This window comes from Arthrobacter sp. fls2-241-R2A-200, from assembly GCF_030209745.1.
Classification (GTDB): Bacteria; Actinomycetota; Actinomycetes; order Actinomycetales; family Micrococcaceae; genus Arthrobacter.
Genome location: NZ_JARVRJ010000003.1, coordinates 107728 through 123300 on the forward strand (window position 1 = coordinate 107728; position 15573 = coordinate 123300).

The 15573-nt window shown below is 63.2% G+C and carries 14 protein-coding genes; 5 read left to right on the plus strand and 9 right to left on the minus strand.

Annotated elements, in window-relative coordinates:
- Positions 1–165: 165 nt before the first annotated feature.
- Positions 166–3606, plus strand: a complete 3441-nt coding sequence (locus QRN42_RS03690) for a DEAD/DEAH box helicase (protein WP_284978139.1) — start codon at positions 166–168, stop codon at positions 3604–3606.
- A gap of 22 nt (positions 3607–3628) precedes the next feature.
- Here QRN42_RS03690 and QRN42_RS03695 read toward each other — a convergent pair whose 3' ends face one another.
- Positions 3629–4489 carry an NAD(P)-dependent oxidoreductase gene (locus QRN42_RS03695; RefSeq protein WP_350224862.1) on the minus strand — a complete coding sequence of 287 codons (861 nt, stop codon included), beginning with the start codon at positions 4487–4489 and terminating at the stop codon, positions 3629–3631.
- 157 nt (positions 4490–4646) lie between these two features.
- Between QRN42_RS03695 and QRN42_RS03700 the strand changes: the two genes are divergently transcribed.
- Positions 4647–6389: a phospholipase C gene (locus QRN42_RS03700; RefSeq protein ID WP_284978141.1), complete on the plus strand. Its 1743-nt coding sequence runs from the start codon at positions 4647–4649 to the stop codon at positions 6387–6389.
- A gap of 61 nt (positions 6390–6450) precedes the next feature.
- On the opposite strand, the gene QRN42_RS03705 is transcribed toward QRN42_RS03700, so the two are convergent.
- Together QRN42_RS03705 and QRN42_RS03710 are read right to left on the minus strand one after the other, a co-directional pair.
- Complete coding sequence (locus tag QRN42_RS03705; RefSeq protein ID WP_284978142.1) at positions 6451–7266, minus strand: GNAT family N-acetyltransferase; 816 nt, start codon at positions 7264–7266, stop codon at positions 6451–6453.
- Between the two features lie 96 nt (positions 7267–7362).
- Positions 7363–7704, minus strand: coding sequence for a hypothetical protein (locus tag QRN42_RS03710; RefSeq protein WP_284975170.1), 342 nt, complete (start codon positions 7702–7704; stop codon positions 7363–7365).
- A gap of 105 nt (positions 7705–7809) precedes the next feature.
- On the opposite strand from QRN42_RS03710, the gene QRN42_RS03715 reads away from it, so the two are divergent.
- Both QRN42_RS03715 and QRN42_RS03720 read left to right on the plus strand, forming a co-directional pair.
- On the plus strand, positions 7810–8460 hold the full coding sequence (locus QRN42_RS03715; protein ID WP_284978143.1) for a CG0192-related protein: 651 nt from the start codon (positions 7810–7812) through the stop codon (positions 8458–8460).
- Between the two features lie 143 nt (positions 8461–8603).
- Positions 8604–9032 (plus strand): hypothetical protein, encoded by a 429-nt coding sequence (locus QRN42_RS03720; RefSeq protein WP_284978144.1) that lies wholly within the window; start codon positions 8604–8606, stop codon positions 9030–9032.
- A gap of 7 nt (positions 9033–9039) precedes the next feature.
- Here the strand turns inward: QRN42_RS03720 and QRN42_RS03725 are convergent, their stop codons facing one another.
- Positions 9040–9342 (minus strand): DUF3040 domain-containing protein, encoded by a 303-nt coding sequence (locus QRN42_RS03725; protein WP_284978145.1) that lies wholly within the window; start codon positions 9340–9342, stop codon positions 9040–9042.
- Positions 9343–9579: 237 nt separating this feature from the next.
- Here QRN42_RS03725 and QRN42_RS03730 point away from each other — a divergent pair, with 237 nt between their 5' ends.
- The gene (locus tag QRN42_RS03730; RefSeq protein WP_284978146.1) at positions 9580–10458 is read left to right on the plus strand and encodes a hypothetical protein; all 879 of its coding nucleotides are present in this window, start codon (positions 9580–9582) and stop codon (positions 10456–10458) included.
- A gap of 16 nt (positions 10459–10474) precedes the next feature.
- Here the strand turns inward: QRN42_RS03730 and QRN42_RS03735 are convergent, their stop codons facing one another.
- From QRN42_RS03735 to QRN42_RS03755, 5 genes are all read right to left on the minus strand, one after another.
- Entirely contained in the window at positions 10475–10903 is a 429-nt protein-coding gene (locus QRN42_RS03735) for a heat shock protein transcriptional repressor HspR (RefSeq protein ID WP_284978147.1), read from the minus strand.
- 9 nt (positions 10904–10912) lie between these two features.
- Positions 10913–11887, minus strand: coding sequence for a DnaJ C-terminal domain-containing protein (locus QRN42_RS03740; protein WP_284978148.1), 975 nt, complete (start codon positions 11885–11887; stop codon positions 10913–10915).
- Positions 11888–11985: 98 nt separating this feature from the next.
- Entirely contained in the window at positions 11986–12645 is a 660-nt protein-coding gene (locus QRN42_RS03745; protein WP_284978149.1) for a nucleotide exchange factor GrpE, read from the minus strand.
- A 2-nt stretch (positions 12646–12647) separates the two neighbouring features.
- Positions 12648–14519 (minus strand): molecular chaperone DnaK, encoded by a 1872-nt coding sequence (gene dnaK / locus QRN42_RS03750; protein ID WP_284978150.1) that lies wholly within the window; start codon positions 14517–14519, stop codon positions 12648–12650.
- Between the two features lie 252 nt (positions 14520–14771).
- Positions 14772–15506, minus strand: coding sequence for a TetR/AcrR family transcriptional regulator (locus QRN42_RS03755; RefSeq protein WP_284978151.1), 735 nt, complete (start codon positions 15504–15506; stop codon positions 14772–14774).
- Between the last annotated feature and the right edge of the window lie 67 nt (positions 15507–15573).

The window sequence follows — 15573 nt, forward strand, 5'->3', positions numbered from 1 at the left end:
GGGAAATCCTCACTGCTAAAAGCTCATGGTGCTCCGGACACTTTCAACGTACGCGGGGCAGTGGCGCGGCAAACGAGGTTGGGGTTAATGGTGGGCGAAGTTTGGGGGCCGTCCGGGGCTGACTAAGATTGAACAGATAACCTCCTGCCGAAAGTAGCCCGACGCATGCCGTCCCACACAGACGAAACCTGGGAACTGGCCATACAGACTCCTGCTATCAACGACCGCTCCCTCGCGGCCGGACTGGCCTATGCCATGGGAAGCCGGGTCACCGGGGTCACGTTCGATGCGGGCACCGGCCTCCTGCTCGGCAAAGTCCGCGGCAGCGGTCCCCAGCCATATTCGACGTCGGCAAAATTGGTCCGCAAGCCCAGCGGCTGGAGCTGCACGGTAGGTATTTGCAGCTGCCCGGTCCGCAAGGATTGCAAGCACGTGGCGGCCCTGCTGTTCACCGCCGAAGACCATCCCACTATTCGGGCGCAACTTCTATCCCAGGCTCCGGGAGTCCAAACCGCACGGCCCCAGCGCAACGCCACTGCACGTCCCGCTTGGGAACAGGCCCTCAACAGGTTGATCACCAAGCCCACTGCTGCCCCAAGCGCGGCAGGAATCCAGCTGGCCCTTCAGTTCGAGGTTGAAGAGCCGGCCGCCCACTTCTCCTACACAGGCCGCCGGGACCCCATGCGCAGCGTCCGGCAACTCAAGGCCCGTCCCGTGATGATGGGCGCCAAAGGTAAATGGATTCGCGGCGATGTCTCGTGGAACAACTTGACCTACATCAGCTTCCGGCGCGAATTCAACGAGGTCCAGGTCGAATGGCTCCAAACATTCCTCGCCGCCCACGGCTCCAGCAACGGACGCCAGCAACCATCGGGCGCCATGTGGTTGAGCCTGAACGACTTTGCGGCCAAGAACCTCTGGACATTACTCGCCGACGCCACCAAAGCCGGCATCCCCCTCATCCACTCGGCTGGTAGCGAGCCTGTCCGCGTCGAGACCCAACCCGCCGTCGTCGGACTTAGCCTGGCGCGGGTGGGCACCGAGGCGACCGACCCGGCCAGCAACACAACGCACGACGGCGGCCTGCAGCTCGCGCCGTCGATCACCGTTAGCGGCCACTCGATTGATGCGGGAACCGTGGGCTTCCTCGGTAAGCCTGCCAACGGCATCTTCTTCACCCATGGCGGCGAATCGCTGCCCGGTGTCCCGCAGCTGAACAACCTCATCACCCTTGCCCCGATCGAGGGTGGCATCACCGATGAGTTGCTGGAATTCGTGACCGACGGCCAAACGCTTCAGATTCCGGCGGAGGACGAGGGCCGGTTCCTGACCTCGTTCTACCCGAAGCTGCGGCAGTCCACGGCCGTGCAGGCTGCGGATGACTCCGTGGAGCTGCCTACCCTTGCCCTTCCCACGCTGTCCCTCCTCGCGAATTACGGCAACGACCACAAAGTCCGGCTGCACTGGGAGTGGCACTACAAGTCCGGCACGCTCGTCACGGCTCAGCCACTCTGGCGCCACCCGGATGATCGCGGGTACCGTGACGACCCCGAGGAAGAGCGCATCTTGGAGTCCCTCGGGCGGCCGTGGGATGTGGTGTCCGCGTTGGCGGAATCGTCCACTGGCGGCTGGGGCGCTCCGCGGTTGGCGGCGTCGGCAGAACTGAGCGGCTTGGACACGCTGGCGTTCACGGAGGAGGTGCTGCCCGCGCTCAAGGACCTGCCCAACGTCGTGGTGGAAACCTCCGGCGACATCGCTGACTACCGAGAGGCCGAAGAAGCTCCCGTCGTGTCGATTTCCACCAAGGAAACGGCCAGCGGTGACTGGTTCGATCTCGGCATTGTGATCACCCTCGAAGGCGAACCCGTCTCTTTCGCTGCGGTCTTCTCGGCCCTCGCCGCCGGCCAGACCCGCATGCTGCTGCCCAGTGGTGCCTACTTCTCGCTCGACCTCCCCGAACTCCACCAGCTGCGGGCCCTTATCGACGAGGCCCGGTCCCTGCAGGACAACCCGGACAACAAGGACGGAACCCTGCAGATCAGCCGCTTCCAGGCCGGGCTCTGGGACGAGCTCGCGCAGCTCGGCATCGTTGACGAGCAGGCTGCCGCGTGGCGGGAGGCCGTGGGTGGATTGCTCGACGACGGCGTGACCGGGCTGCCGCTGCCGGCGGGACTGAACGCTGAGCTGCGTCCGTACCAGCTGGAAGGGTTCAACTGGCTCAGCTTCCTGTACAAGCACAGCCTCGGCGGCGTGCTGGCCGATGACATGGGCCTTGGTAAGACGGTCCAGGCGATCGCGCTGATGTGCGCCGCGAAGGATCTGGCAGCGGAGGATGCTGCGAAGGATGCTGCGGAAGTACCGCCGCGGGCTCCTTTCCTCGTGGTGGCGCCCACCAGTGTCGTCAGCAACTGGGCGCTGGAGACGGAGCGGTTCGCGCCGGGACTCGTGGTGCGGACCGTTGGGGAAACTTTCGCCAAGAGCGGCCTGGCGCCGGCGGAAGCGTTGGCCGGTGCCGACGTCGTCATTACCTCCTATGCCTTGTTCCGCATTGATTACGATGCCTACGCGTCCTTCCAGTGGGCCGGGCTGATGCTGGACGAGGCGCAGTTCGTGAAGAACCACCAGTCCAAGGCGTACCAGTGTGCCCGCAAGCTGCCGGCCCGCTTCAAGCTGGCCATCACCGGCACGCCGCTGGAGAACAACCTGATGGAGTTCTGGGCGCTGACCTCAATTGTGGCGCCGGGCCTGTTCCCAAGCCCCAAGCGTTTCGCGGAGAACTACCAAAAGCCCGTGGAGAAGAACGGGGACTCCGCGCAGCTGGGTAAGCTCCGGCGTCGGGTCCGTCCGCTGATGATGCGCCGCACTAAAGAGCAAGTCATCAAGGACCTGCCGCCCAAGCAGGAGCAAGTACTTGAAGTGGTGCTCAACCCACGGCACCAGAAGGTCTACCAGACCCACTTGCAGCGCGAACGGCAGAAAATCCTGGGCCTCATTGACGACGTCAACAAGAACCGCTTCACGATTTTCCAGTCGTTGACGTTGCTCCGGCAGTTGAGCCTTGACCCGTCATTGGTGGATTCATCGCTCTCCGGCGTTCGATCCTCAAAGCTGGACGTGCTGTTCGAGCAACTCGAAGACGTCATCTCCGAGGGCCACCGGACACTGATATTCAGCCAGTTCACCGGTTTCCTGGGCAAAGTCCGCGACCGTTTGGACGCTGAAGGGGTGGAGTATTGCTATCTCGATGGCTCCACGCGGAACCGCGGCGATGTGGTGAGCGAGTTCAAGAACGGCACGGCTCCGGTGTTCCTGATTTCGCTGAAGGCCGGCGGCTTCGGACTCAACCTGACCGAGGCTGATTATGTGTTCCTGCTCGATCCTTGGTGGAACCCGGCGTCGGAGGCTCAGGCCGTGGACCGGACCCACCGCATAGGCCAAGACCGGAACGTCATGGTGTACCGGCTGGTAGCGAAAGACACCATCGAAGAGAAGGTCATGGCGTTGAAGGCCAAGAAATCCCAGCTGTTCGCGGACGTGATGGAAGGCGACGCGATGGCCGGTGGATCGTTGACGGCGGACGACTTGGCGGCACTGTTCGCGGAGTAGGTCCCAGCGTACGGGTTCTTCCTTACCCTTCGTACACCGCCGCGACGTCGTCCCGGCCGTGACCTGCGCTGATGGCCGCCTTCAGGCGTTCCTGCACTGCTTCCAGGAACGGCAAGTCCAGTTTGCCGTCGGCCAAGGTCAGGTCCACGTCCTTGAGTGCGAGGTCGACGGCGAAGCCTGCGGGATATTCCCGCTTCTCCATCAGATCGATCTTGGCGAAGGCGAAAGGCATTGCCAAGGGCGTTGCTTGGAGCGTTGTGACCATCTCCTCGTGCGCGACACCCAAGGCATCGCACACTTTCAGGACATCGGCGATTGCCACTGTGGATGCTGCCAGCCATGTGTTCACGGCCAGTTTGAGAGCGCTGGCCTCCAGATCCCCGCCCACAACCCGTACTTCCTTACCCAGCCTCTCCAGGACGGGGCGCGCGACGTCCACAGCGTGGTCCTGGCCGGAGACAAGCCACAGCAGCGCACCCTGGCTGGCTTGGGGTGTGCTTCCGGAAACCGGTGCATCGAGGAAGCCAATACCGTGGCTGGCCGCTGACTCCCGGAGGCTTTGGGCCATGACGGGTCCTACCGTGCTGACCTGGACCCAGATGGCTTCCGGCCGCATGGCCTGGAGCATCTCTTCGGCAATGGACACCACCGCGGGCCCGTCGCGCAGGACGGTCAGCACGACGTCGGCGTCCGCTGCGGCCTCCGCAACGGTGGGGACGGCTGTGACTTTGTCCGACCCTGCGGCCACATCCTCCGCCCTCGCCGCGGTTCGGTTCCACAAGCGAACGTCATAACCTCCCTCGGCCAAATGGACAGCCATGGCTCCTCCAAGGGCACCTGCACCTAGTACTGCAACAGTGGTCATAGCGATCTCCTTCAACAGGTTTTTTGTCCGGCGATGACCGCTTTAGATTACTGCTTCCGGCCACGGCAACCTTTTGTTCACTCCAGGGTCCCAGTGGGTTAATGGCTGGCGCGTAACGTCGCGGAGGCCACATCACCCCAACTCTCGGGTCACGACAAGAATGATTGGACATCGCATGCCAGTACAAGCACTTACGCGGAACCGGATAGCCGCCGCGGCAGGAGCCACTGCATTAGCCGCTTCGGCTTTGACCGCCGGCCTGGTGGCGATGGGCGCGGGCCCCGCCGTCGCCGGTGAAAACCACGGCGGGACTGCAACGCCCATCAAGCACGTGGTGGTGATTTTCCAAGAGAACGTTTCTTTCGACCACTACTTCGCCACATACCCCCAAGCCGCCAACGTCCCGGGCGAAACCCAGCAGGGTACCGGCGCGCCGGCCACCGCTTTCACGGCCGCCAAAAACACCCCCAAGGACATCAACACCTTGGCCAACGCCGGACTGCTGGCACCGAAGAACCCCAACTCGGTCCAGCCTGCCCGTCTTTCACCCATGCAGGCTGTCACTTGCGACCAGGACCATGGGTACACAGCAGAGCAAAAAGCGTACAACGGCGGCGCAATGGACATGTTGGTCCCCTTCACCAGCCGCGATGCGTGCGGGGTCAACCAATATGGCCGCCCCGGGCTCACCATGGATTACTACGACGGAAACACCGTCACGGGCATCTGGAACTACGCCCAGAACTACTCCATGAGTGACAACCACTTCAGCACCGTCTTCGGCCCGTCAACCCCTGGCGCGTTGAACCTGATTTCAGGGCAGACCCACGGCGTCAAGGAATACACGCCTGCAGGGCAGCCCGTAGCTACCCCGGCCAGCGGGTCCAGCGCAGTCCGCCAACCGGATGCCAACGGCGTCGGCACCGTCATCAACGATCCCGATCCCGTCTATGACGACTGCTCCAACAGCAGCCACACCAACCCCAAGCCCGGCAACCTCGCCGGCATGACGGGTAAGAACATCGGTGACTTGCTCAATGCCAAGGGCACATCGTGGGGCTGGTTCCAGGGCGGTTTCGCCCCCACCACCGCCGCTACGGCAACTTCTCCGGCGTCGTGCCTGTCCACCCACACGAACGTTGCAGGCGCGAGCGTCGTCGACTACTCGCCGCACCACCAGCCGTTCCAGTACTACGCTTCCACGGCGAACCCGCACCACTTGGCCCCGGCATCCGATGCCGAAATCGGCCACAACGGCCAGGCCAACCACCAGTACGACCTCACCGACTTCAACAAAGTGGTCAACACTGACAACCTGCCGGCTGTGTCGTTCCTCAAGGGAGGCATGTCCCAGGACGGGCATGCCGGTTACTCCGACCCGCTCGATGAACAAAAGTTCGTGACCAACACCGTGAACGCAATCCAGAAGTCCAAGAACTGGGAGGACACTGCGGTTGTGCTTGCCTACGACGATTCCGACGGCTGGTACGACCATGTCGCCGCCAAGGTGAAGAACTCCTCGAACACATCGGACGACGCCGCGTGGTGCCAAAGTGCCGCATCGGCCGGTGTCCCGATGGCGGGCAACTACGCTGACCGCTGTGGCCCCGGCCCCCGCCAGCCGCTGGTAGTCATCTCCCCGTACTCGAAGAAGAATTTCGTGGACCACACCGAGACCGACCAGGCCTCCATCCTTCGATTCATCGAGGACAACTGGCACACCGGCCAGATTGGTGACGGCTCTGCCGACGCAACTGCCGGCTCGGTGAACGCGATGTTCAACTTCGACAAGGAGCGCAAGGACAAAGTCCTGCTGAACGAGCAGAGCGGCGCGGTGGTGTCCTCCACCAACTCCGGAGACGATCACAACGACGGAAAAAACTCTGACAACCGTGGAAACCGGGACTCAAAGAACTAGGAGGCCCGCTCCACGCTGCTGAGCTTCACTTCAGCTGCAGCGCCTGCAAACGCCATCGGGGTCAATCACCCGGTGGCGTTTGCCGTACCCAGCGGTACGGCGTCGTCGTCGAGACTTTCACCAGTCCCGAACGCTCCAGAATGGGCCTGGAGAACTCGGTGGAATCGCTGTGGATGAACGTCTTTCCCATGCTGAGCGCTGACTGGGCGCGGCGGGCGGTCAGCGCTCGATAAATGCCACGTCCACGCCATTCCGGGCGCGTAGCCCCGCCCCAGATTCCGGCGAAGGTGGTCCCTTGAACCGGCTCCAAGCGTCCGGCGCTGACTATCCGGCCGTCCGCCTCTGCGACCCACAGCTCCATTCCGTCATCCAGCGAGAGTCGTCGCAGCAGCGCGCCGGCTATGTGGTCCGAGGTCGGATCGCCAAACACCTCGGCTTGCATCGCACACATGGCAAGAACATCGGCCTCGTCAGTCACCTGGCGCAACGTCACGCCGTCGGGAAGGGCAACAGGGCGGCTAAGCAGCTCCGCTTGGCCGATCATGATCGATTCGGGCGGATCGGGGACGAAGCCGTTCTCCTGAAGGGCCTCAGGCAACCCAGGAGTCCGGTCGTGCCCTCGCGTTTTCCATTCCACGCGGGTGACGGCGGTGTCTGCCCTGTAGTACTCGATAGCGGCGGTGACCAGTTGACGAACAGCGTCAACGTCCGCGCCGCCCAAATTCCTATAGGTCACGAAGCCGTTCCCGCCCGCGAACGTGACAAGCAGGAGGGGCCCATGGACAGCGACGTTGATCGCACCAGACGCCTCTGCATCCGTTCGGAGTTGCTCGTCATAGGCGGCGAGCAGGCGCGCGTGCACGTCATTTTCGATCATCCGGCGAGCCTACTGGAAGCCACCGGGACCGGCCATGAACCGACGATCATGGCCGTGTCTCCCCCGGCAGACGCTCCAGCAGTACTTCTTTAGGCGTTACTTAGCGGCGCAGAGCTGGCCGTACTTTGTTCCTGCGGCCTGGTAGGCGGCTGACAGGGTGCCCATCTTGTTCTCATCCGGGTTCGCTTTGGAGGCTTCATCGGAGTAGTCCACGATGGCCGTGACCACGGACTTCATCTCATCGGAAGCGACCGATTCGATGGGGCGTACGGCGTTTGCCACGCGCGCGGTGGCAGTCTTGCCGGAGTTGCTGGAAAGGCTGGATACGGCGACGCCTACGCGGTCACAGGTTTCCGCCGTTGTCAGCTGCGGTGCGGAGCAAGCGGAGGCCGTGGCAAGCAGCCCGGCAGCGATCAGGACAGTGGTGAGTTTCTTCATGATTCCCTCGATGGTCGACGTCCCTTAGATTCTAATCAGAGCCGGGGCAAGGCCACGCATCGGCCGCTGTTCGCGTCCCTGCGTCGCTGGCCTAGGCTTGGGCATATGGCGATCATCCACAAGGCAACCTTGTCCCCGTCCAAGCTCGAACTCATTGCCGGTTACCTGCCAGCGCAGCCCTGGTTCATCAAGGAAGGCGCTGCTGAACTCGTGGGGGCCTACCGCTTTGATGACCCGGCCGGCGAGGTGGGCCTCGAGACGCACGTCGTCACCAGTGGCGGCCACTTCTACCAGGTCCCCCTTAGCTACCGCGGGTACGAGCTGGCCGGAGCCGGTGATTGGCTCATCGGCACTATGGACCACTCCGTCTTGGGGAAGCGCTGGGTGTACGACGCCTGCGCAGACCCCGTATATATCAAAGCCCTCGCCGCGGCCATTCTCACCGGGCAGGGAGAAGCAGAGCAGTACGTCGACGGCGAGACCGAGCCACGGCCCAGCACGGTCACCGTGAAGGGAACCGGGACGCTCGACGGCGACCTTCCCCCCTTAAGCGCTTCGGCGCCGGTGTCAGGGCAGGATGTAACGATCATTGACGCGGGTACCTTCAGGCTGAAAGTCGCCCGGGTCCTCGATGCAACAGCGGACGTTACTGCCAACTTTGCGGCAGCATCCGAGCCCCAGGGCGAGCTCGCGCTGAACGGCCGGTGGGCAGGTCTGGACAACCCCGTGGAACTGGCATCGATTCTTCCGGCCTGACAAGTTCACAGGAGGCGCGCTGGCTCGTATCTGTTGAAGGTCGGCCTGTTGAAGGCTCCGGTCTGTTGAAGGCTTCGGCTCCAGCGTACGCTGGCAAACGGGGGCAACTTTTGATGAGGGGTTTAACGATGAACAGAGTCCGGATGAACAAGTTCAACGTGAAGAGGACGCAGGCCCAGGTAGGCCGGGCCCAGAGCATCGTTCCGGCCGTTCAAGAGCTCGCGCGGGAGTGGGTGGGACGTACGGCGGAGGGCTCCTCGGCGCAGGCTAATGCAGTGGTGCGGTGGGCGTTGACCCGGATCAACCATGCCGATGTTCCATCAGTGGTTTACGGAGTTGTCCTGACCCTGACCGGCAAGAAGAAGGCGGCCAAGCAGGCTCAACGCACTGCCGCGAAGGCCGTGAAAGAAGCGACAGTGGCACTAAGCCGAAAGACGCGGATGGGGTACTCGCCCCGTAACAGTGTCCGTCGCGGAGGGTGGCTAGCCGCCGTCGCCGGCTTAATTGTTGGTGCTTCTGCTGTGTATGCCTGGCGAATGGTGATGCCGTTCGGAGAGCCTAAGCCCCGTTAGAGCGGGCTCAGGGGGACGGCTGTTCGCCGCGCCGACGAAGCCGACGTCGCAGCGAGGTCCCCGAGAAGAGCCAGTAGGCCCCGGCGCTGGCGAGGAGGAAACCGAGTACGCCCAGAATGACCAGTTGGGTAGCTATTCCCGCGATGACCAGGCCAAAACCGACAACGACGGCAAGCGCGCCGAGGATCCTCCGCGTTGTTGCACCCCGCGGGCGGCCGGACTGCAACTCGAAGGCGAGTTCGGGATCCGAAGCAGCGAGATCCCGCTCCAACCTCTCAAGGGTCCTTCGTTCTTCCTCCGACAACGGCATCGGGTTTCCTCACTCACCACGCGAGCAGGGACGCAAACGTCGCGTCGGTGCATAAGCCAACAGCACGGGCGCTGCTTGCCGTGCTATGACTCCATTATCTGCTCCTTCCGTCCGTCTGGCCACAGGCAGTAGAGCGGAATCACGAACTCGCGCCCCTCACCCCTTACATAGGCTGCTAAGCATGCTTACGATTGAAGGACGCTCGCCAGCCACGCCGTCGGAACGCTAGGAGGGAAGATGGACCGAAAAAGCCTGGCCCGCCTGCAGGGCTCGTTCAACGTGGTGAATGGGCTGTGGCCCTTGGTTCACATGAGGAGCTTCGAGGCGATCTTTGGGCCTAAAAAAGATAAGTGGCTCGTCAGGACCGTCGCGGGGCTCATGGTGACCAACGGGGCAGCCCAAGCACGTTCCGGCAGCTCAGAACACGGCCAAGCGCAGGCACGAATGATAGGGATCGGCACGGCGGCAACATTGGCGGCCGTGGACCTCATCTACGCCCCACCGAGAAGAATCAGCAGGATGTACTTGGTGGATGCAGTCACTGAATTGGGCTGGATCTACCTCTGGCTCACCTCGCCAAGGGCGGCCGGGAACACGGACGAAAAAACACCCTACGGAAAGTTGAATCACTCCATGGCACAGCGCATCCCCCTCATAACAGCCACTGCCGTTGCTGTCCCCGAGGTTCCCAGCACTTCCAAACGCGGTCCCGTAGGCACGACATTGCTGGTGGCCGTAGGACTCTTGTCCGGGGCTGCCTGCGTGATGTTTGCCATGCGGATGATGGTTCCTCCCGGAGAGCCCCGGCCCGCCGTGCGCCCGAGGTTGGAAAGGGATGGAGCATCCCCCGCCACCGCCACGCCCGTGGCAAGTACCACCGGCGACGCCGCCCAACCGGAGGAACTCCTCGTCCCCAGCACGGAGCCCGTGGAGATTTCCATCAGGATGCGGCCAGGTGAGTGGACAGACGAGTCCTTGGTGGGCAGCGTTGAGGACTACCGGCAGCAAGTAAGGGACATGGGCGCACCCGAATCCCAAATCGTCACCAAGGTGGACCGGACCGAGGGCGGTGGCGCAGTGGTTGTCGTGAGGTGGGACAGGACGTTGCCGTTGTAGAGGCAAGAGGAGAGGGCTACAACTTCTCGCCCGGCCGCGGCTTCCACACCACAACAGCCTGGGACCTCGCGCGGGGTCGCTGGCCGCGCGCCAAGCTCACGACGTCGCCTGCTGCTCCGGCCGCGAAGATGCGTGCGTCTATCGGGGACCGGCGGCGGGACAGTTCTTCCTGGAGTTCGGTCACCCGGTACTGCAACGCCGCCACTTGATTTTCAAGGTCGAGTATCCGCTTGATGCCCTCGAGTGAGACGCCGGACTGCGAGAGGCGCTGGACCTCCCGCAGCTTGTTGACATCGTTTTGGGAGTAGCGGCGGGACTTTCCGGGCGCACGGCTGGGCGAGACGATGCCCAGCCGGTCGTACTGGCGCAACGTCTGCGGATGCATGTCCGCAAGCTCAGCAGCCACGGAGATCACGAAGATCGGCTGATTGACGTCGATGCCCATGCCTGCTCCCTATAACCGGGCCTTCGCGGCCAGGTCGCGACGCGGGTCGGCGTCGGTGGTTGCCGCGGCAAACGCCTTGACGGCTTCTTCCGCTTCTTTATTAAGGTTTTGAGGAACTGCGACGTCGATGGTCACTAGCAGGTCGCCTGTCGCCTTGGGTGTCTTCACGCCGCGACCCTTGACCCGCAGGGTACGTCCGGACGGCGTTCCCGCCGGGACGCGCACCTTGACGGTATCGCCGTCGAGCGTGGGCACCTCAATGGTCGCGCCGAGTGCAGCTTCGCCGAACGTGACGGGTACGTGGATCCTGATGTTGTCGCCGTCGCGCTGGAAGAACTCGTGCGGCTTGACGCTCACGGTGATGATGAGGTCACCGTTACCCGCAGGTCCGGCGTTGCCCTTGCCGCGCTGACGGACTTTCTGGCCGTCCTTGATTCCGGCCGGGATCTTGACGTCAATCACGTTGCCGTTGCTTTCGCGCAGGCTCACCGTGGTGCCGTGGATGGAACCGGCAAAAGAGATGGACGTGGTCGCTGTCCGGTCGGAGCCCTTCTGCGGCGTCCGCTGGAATCCGGTCTGGCCTCCGCCAAAGCCCCCGCCGAACAGGTCGGCAAATTCTGGAGGGAGGCCGCCACCGGCGGGCTGCCGGGCACCAGGCCCACCGCCGAACAGACCACCGAACAAGTCCTCAAACCCACCGTTGCCACCAGGGGTTCCGCGGCCACCGGCACCGGGAGCGAACCTTGCGCCGCCCATGGCACGGATGGCGTCATACTGCTGCCGATCCTCTGGGCTGGACAACACGGAGTACGCCTCCGAAATGTCCTTGAACTTCTTCTCAGCGGCCGCATCCCCGGCATTGGTATCCGGATGGTACTGCCGTGCGAGCTTGCGGTAAGCCTTCTTGATATCCGCGTCGGACGCGTCCTTGGCAACACCAAGGATCGCGTAAAAATCCTTTTCAACCCAGTCCTGGCTGGCCAAGAGCGTTTCCTTTCGTCGGGGAACGAGATGGCAGTTCATGCCAATGTTTCAGCAGAGCTTCAGAAAAACACTGCCACAAACTGCCATCTCGCGGAGTGTTACGCCGGGACAGCCACGATCACTTGGGCTGCCCGCAGCACACGTTCGCCAGAGCGGTATCCGGAGCGCAGCACCTGGCTGACGGTGTCAACCTGAATGTCCTCGCCGGGCTGCTGGATGAGCGCCTCATGGATGGTGGGGTCAAACTCGACGCCCGTTTCCGAGATACGCTCCAAGCCGTACGTCTTCAGCGCGTTCTCCAGCTTGGTGGCGATGGCGGCGAAGGGGCCGCCCTCGAGGTCACCGTGCTGGCGAGCAGCGTCGACGTCGTCCAGCACCGGGAGCAGGGAGTTCAGGACGCCGATGACGGCCATTTCCCCTGCGACGGCGCGGTCGCGTTCCACGCGCTTGCGGTAGTTGACGTACTCAGCCTGAAGGCGAAGGAGGTCGTTGCGGAGCTCCGCTGCCTGGGCTTCAGCGGCGGCGCCAGGGGCCACCGATTCCTCGGCCGGCACCTCTACCCCGTTGAGGATTTCCTCAGCCTGGGACAGAGCGTCGCCATCCGTGGGAGCGGCATTGCCTTGGGCCGGAGCGCCAGCTTCGTTGTCAGGGTGGCGGGCCGCCCCGGTCTCCGGGTCAACCTTGCGGTTGTCCCGGATAACGGGCTTGCGCGGCTCGTTGCCCTCGGAGTGCTCTTCTTCGTTGCCGTGGTGAGGCATGGCTACTTCTTCGCTTCGTCTTCGTCGATGATTTCGGCGTCGACGATGTCCTCATCGGACGAACCTGCGCCTGCACCACCGGCGGGAGCGCCTTCGGCACCTGCACCCGGAGCATCAGCTGCGGAGGCCTGCGAGTAGATGGCTTCGCCGAGCTTGGTCTGGGAAGCCTGCAGCTTCTCGAACGCGGTCTTCACAGCGGCGTCGTCAGTGCCTTCCAGCGCGGACTTGAGCGAGTCGACGTCGGCCTTGACCTCGGTCTTGACCTCTTCGGGCAGCTTGTCGTCGTTGTCGGCGATGAGCTTGTCCACGGAGTAAGCGAGCTGCTCTGCGGAGTTACGGGTGTCCGTAGCTTCGCGGCGGGCCTTGTCCTCGGCGGCGTGCTCTTCGGCTTCACGGACCATGCGGTCAATGTCGTCCTTGGACAGCGCGGTTCCACCGGTGATGGTCATGGACTGTTCCTTGCCGGTGCCCTTGTCCTTGGCGGAGACGTGCACGATGCCGTTGGCGTCGATGTCGAAGGTGACCTCGACCTGCGGGACGCCACGCGGTGCCGGAGCGATACCGGTCAGTTCGAACGTGCCCAGCGGCTTGTTGTCGCGGGTGAATTCACGCTCGCCCTGGAAGACCTGGATGGCCACGGACGGCTGGTTGTCGTCAGCGGTGGTGAAGGTCTCGGAGCGCTTGGTGGGGATTGCGGTGTTGCGCTCGATGAGGTGCGTCATGACGCCACCCTTGGTTTCGATGCCAAGGGACAGCGGGGTGACGTCAATGAGGAGGACGTCCTTGCGCTCACCCTTGAGGACACCGGCCTGCAGGGCAGCACCGACGGCCACAACTTCATCCGGGTTGACGCCCTTGTTGGGCTCCTTGCCGCCGGCGAGTTCCTTGACGAGCTCGGAAACGGCAGGCATGCGGGTGGAACCACCAACGAGCACGATGTGGTCGATATCGGAAACCTTGATGCCGGCTTCAGCGATGACGTCGTGGAACGGCTTCTTGGTGCGGTCCAGCAGGTCCTTGGTGAGGTCCTGGAACTTGGCGCGGGTCAGCTGCTCATCCAAGTGGACCGGGCCGTCAGGGGTGACGGAGAGGTACTGGAGGGAGATGTTGGTGCTGGTGGAGGAGGACAGTTCCTTCTTGGCCTGCTCCGCAGCTTCACGCAGACGCTGGAGGGCAATCTTGTCCTTGGAAAGGTCGATGCCCTTGACCTTGAGCTGGCTCAGGAGCCACTCGACGACGCGGTTGTCCCAGTCGTCGCCACCGAGGCGGTTGTCACCGGCGGTTGCGCGGACCTGGATGGTGGAGAAGTTGTCTTCGTCCTTGCCAACCTCGAGGAGGGAGACGTCGAAGGTTCCGCCACCGAGGTCGAAGACCAGGATGAGTTCGTCTTCCTTGCCCTTGTCCAGGCCGTAAGCCAGTGCAGCCGCGGTGGGCTCGTTGACGATGCGGAGCACGTTGAGGCCCGCGATTTCGCCGGCTTCCTTGGTGGACTGGCGCTCGGCGTCGTTGAAGTAGGCCGGAACGGTGATCACTGCGTCGGTGACCTTTTCGCCCAAGTAGCTCTCGGCGTCGTTCTTGAGCTTCATGAGGATACGCGCGGAGATTTCCTGCGGCGTGTACTTCTTGTCATCGACGGCGACGGTCCAGTCGGTGCCCATGTGGCGCTTGACCGAAGCGATGGTGCGGTCGATGTTGTTGACGGCCTGGCGCTTGGCGATCTCGCCAACCAGGACTTCACCGGACTTGGAGAACGCAACGACCGACGGCGTGGTGCGGCCGCCTTCTGCGTTGGCGATGACGGTGGGCTCGCCACCTTCGAGAACTGCGACCACGGAGTTGGTGGTCCCGAGGTCGATACCTACTGCACGTGACATATCTTGTTTCCTTTCAATGGCCGATGTTGGCGATTGCGCTCGACGGCGGTCCGCAGGGCGGAGCATCATCGGGAGCCCACTCAACAATCGGCTAGTTGAGCGTTCTGGACTCAACTGTACTCAGGCTGAAGGCAAAGTCAATCCAAAGTTGAGTGAAGTACGCTCAACTTTGCTTTCCGCGCTGCGCAATCCCGCGGAAACACGGCGATTTGGATGCTGTTTCGCCTACGGTGAACTCGGATAACCGCCTACTCAATGGCCCTCACAGAGCCCAGCGAGTCCTTGAAGCACGCTCAGATGATGCTCGAACAACTCTTCGCGAGCGACGAAAGTGTCCGCGCCGTACTGGCCGAAGACTTCAAAGCTGACAGCTCCAAACAACGAGGTCCACACCAGCACGCCGCGCGCCAGGAACTCATCGTCGGCAGCAAGTCCCAGCTCCGCCCTCACGGCCTCCATATCGGCGGCGAGACCGGGTGGAATTACGACGGCGGGACCGTGCTGGGGTGCCAGCGCGCCTGACCGGTAGGCGGCGTCGAGGATGCCGACAAGCCGGAGGATGACACGGGTCCCTGGGACCGTAGTGCGCTCCCCTGGCGCTTGGTAGCCGGGCACGGGACTGCCGAAAAGCAAGGCGTAACTGGCCGGTTCGCGCAGGGCCCAAGTGCGGACCGCCAAGCCCAGCGCTTTGAATCGACCTGCGTAGTCAGTTTCGGGAATCGCGTCGACCGCAGCATCCACATGGTCGCCGAGCTCGTTGTAGCCATCGATCAGCAAGAGCGTCAGGAGTTCATCCCGGCTCTCCACGTAGCGATAGACCGCCGAAGAAACCACACCCACATCGCGGGCCACGGCACGAAGGGAAAGCGCGGCCGCACCGTGCCGGGCCAAATGCTCACGGCCAAGCCGAACGATATCCGCGACCATCTGGGAACGCGCCCGCTCGCGGGGGGTGGGCGGCTTGGCTTTCGAATCAGCGATCGTCATCAACCCAGCCTGCCGAGAACCGAGAGCAGTGTCAACAAAGGAGAGCACTGCTCTTGACTTTCAAGCA

What these genes read in the sequence shown, in the direction of transcription:
- QRN42_RS03720 (WP_284978144.1), top strand. Translation starts at nt 8,604, where the DNA reads ATGAACAAGTTCAACGTGAAGAGGACGCAGGCCCAGGTAGGCCGGGCC.
- QRN42_RS03690 (WP_284978139.1), top strand. Translation starts at nt 166, where the DNA reads ATGCCGTCCCACACAGACGAAACCTGGGAACTGGCCATACAGACTCCT.
- QRN42_RS03710 (WP_284975170.1), bottom strand. Translation starts at nt 7,704, where the DNA reads ATGAAGAAACTCACCACTGTCCTGATCGCTGCCGGGCTGCTTGCCACG.
- QRN42_RS03725 (WP_284978145.1), bottom strand. Translation starts at nt 9,342, where the DNA reads ATGCCGTTGTCGGAGGAAGAACGAAGGACCCTTGAGAGGTTGGAGCGG.
- QRN42_RS03715 (WP_284978143.1), top strand. Translation starts at nt 7,810, where the DNA reads ATGGCGATCATCCACAAGGCAACCTTGTCCCCGTCCAAGCTCGAACTC.
- QRN42_RS03745 (WP_284978149.1), bottom strand. Translation starts at nt 12,645, where the DNA reads ATGCCTCACCACGGCAACGAAGAAGAGCACTCCGAGGGCAACGAGCCG.
- QRN42_RS03755 (WP_284978151.1), bottom strand. Translation starts at nt 15,506, where the DNA reads ATGACGATCGCTGATTCGAAAGCCAAGCCGCCCACCCCCCGCGAGCGG.
- dnaK (WP_284978150.1), bottom strand. Translation starts at nt 14,519, where the DNA reads ATGTCACGTGCAGTAGGTATCGACCTCGGGACCACCAACTCCGTGGTC.
- QRN42_RS03700 (WP_284978141.1), top strand. Translation starts at nt 4,647, where the DNA reads ATGCCAGTACAAGCACTTACGCGGAACCGGATAGCCGCCGCGGCAGGA.
- QRN42_RS03730 (WP_284978146.1), top strand. Translation starts at nt 9,580, where the DNA reads ATGGACCGAAAAAGCCTGGCCCGCCTGCAGGGCTCGTTCAACGTGGTG.
- QRN42_RS03705 (WP_284978142.1), bottom strand. Translation starts at nt 7,266, where the DNA reads ATGATCGAAAATGACGTGCACGCGCGCCTGCTCGCCGCCTATGACGAG.
- QRN42_RS03735 (WP_284978147.1), bottom strand. Translation starts at nt 10,903, where the DNA reads ATGGGCATCGACGTCAATCAGCCGATCTTCGTGATCTCCGTGGCTGCT.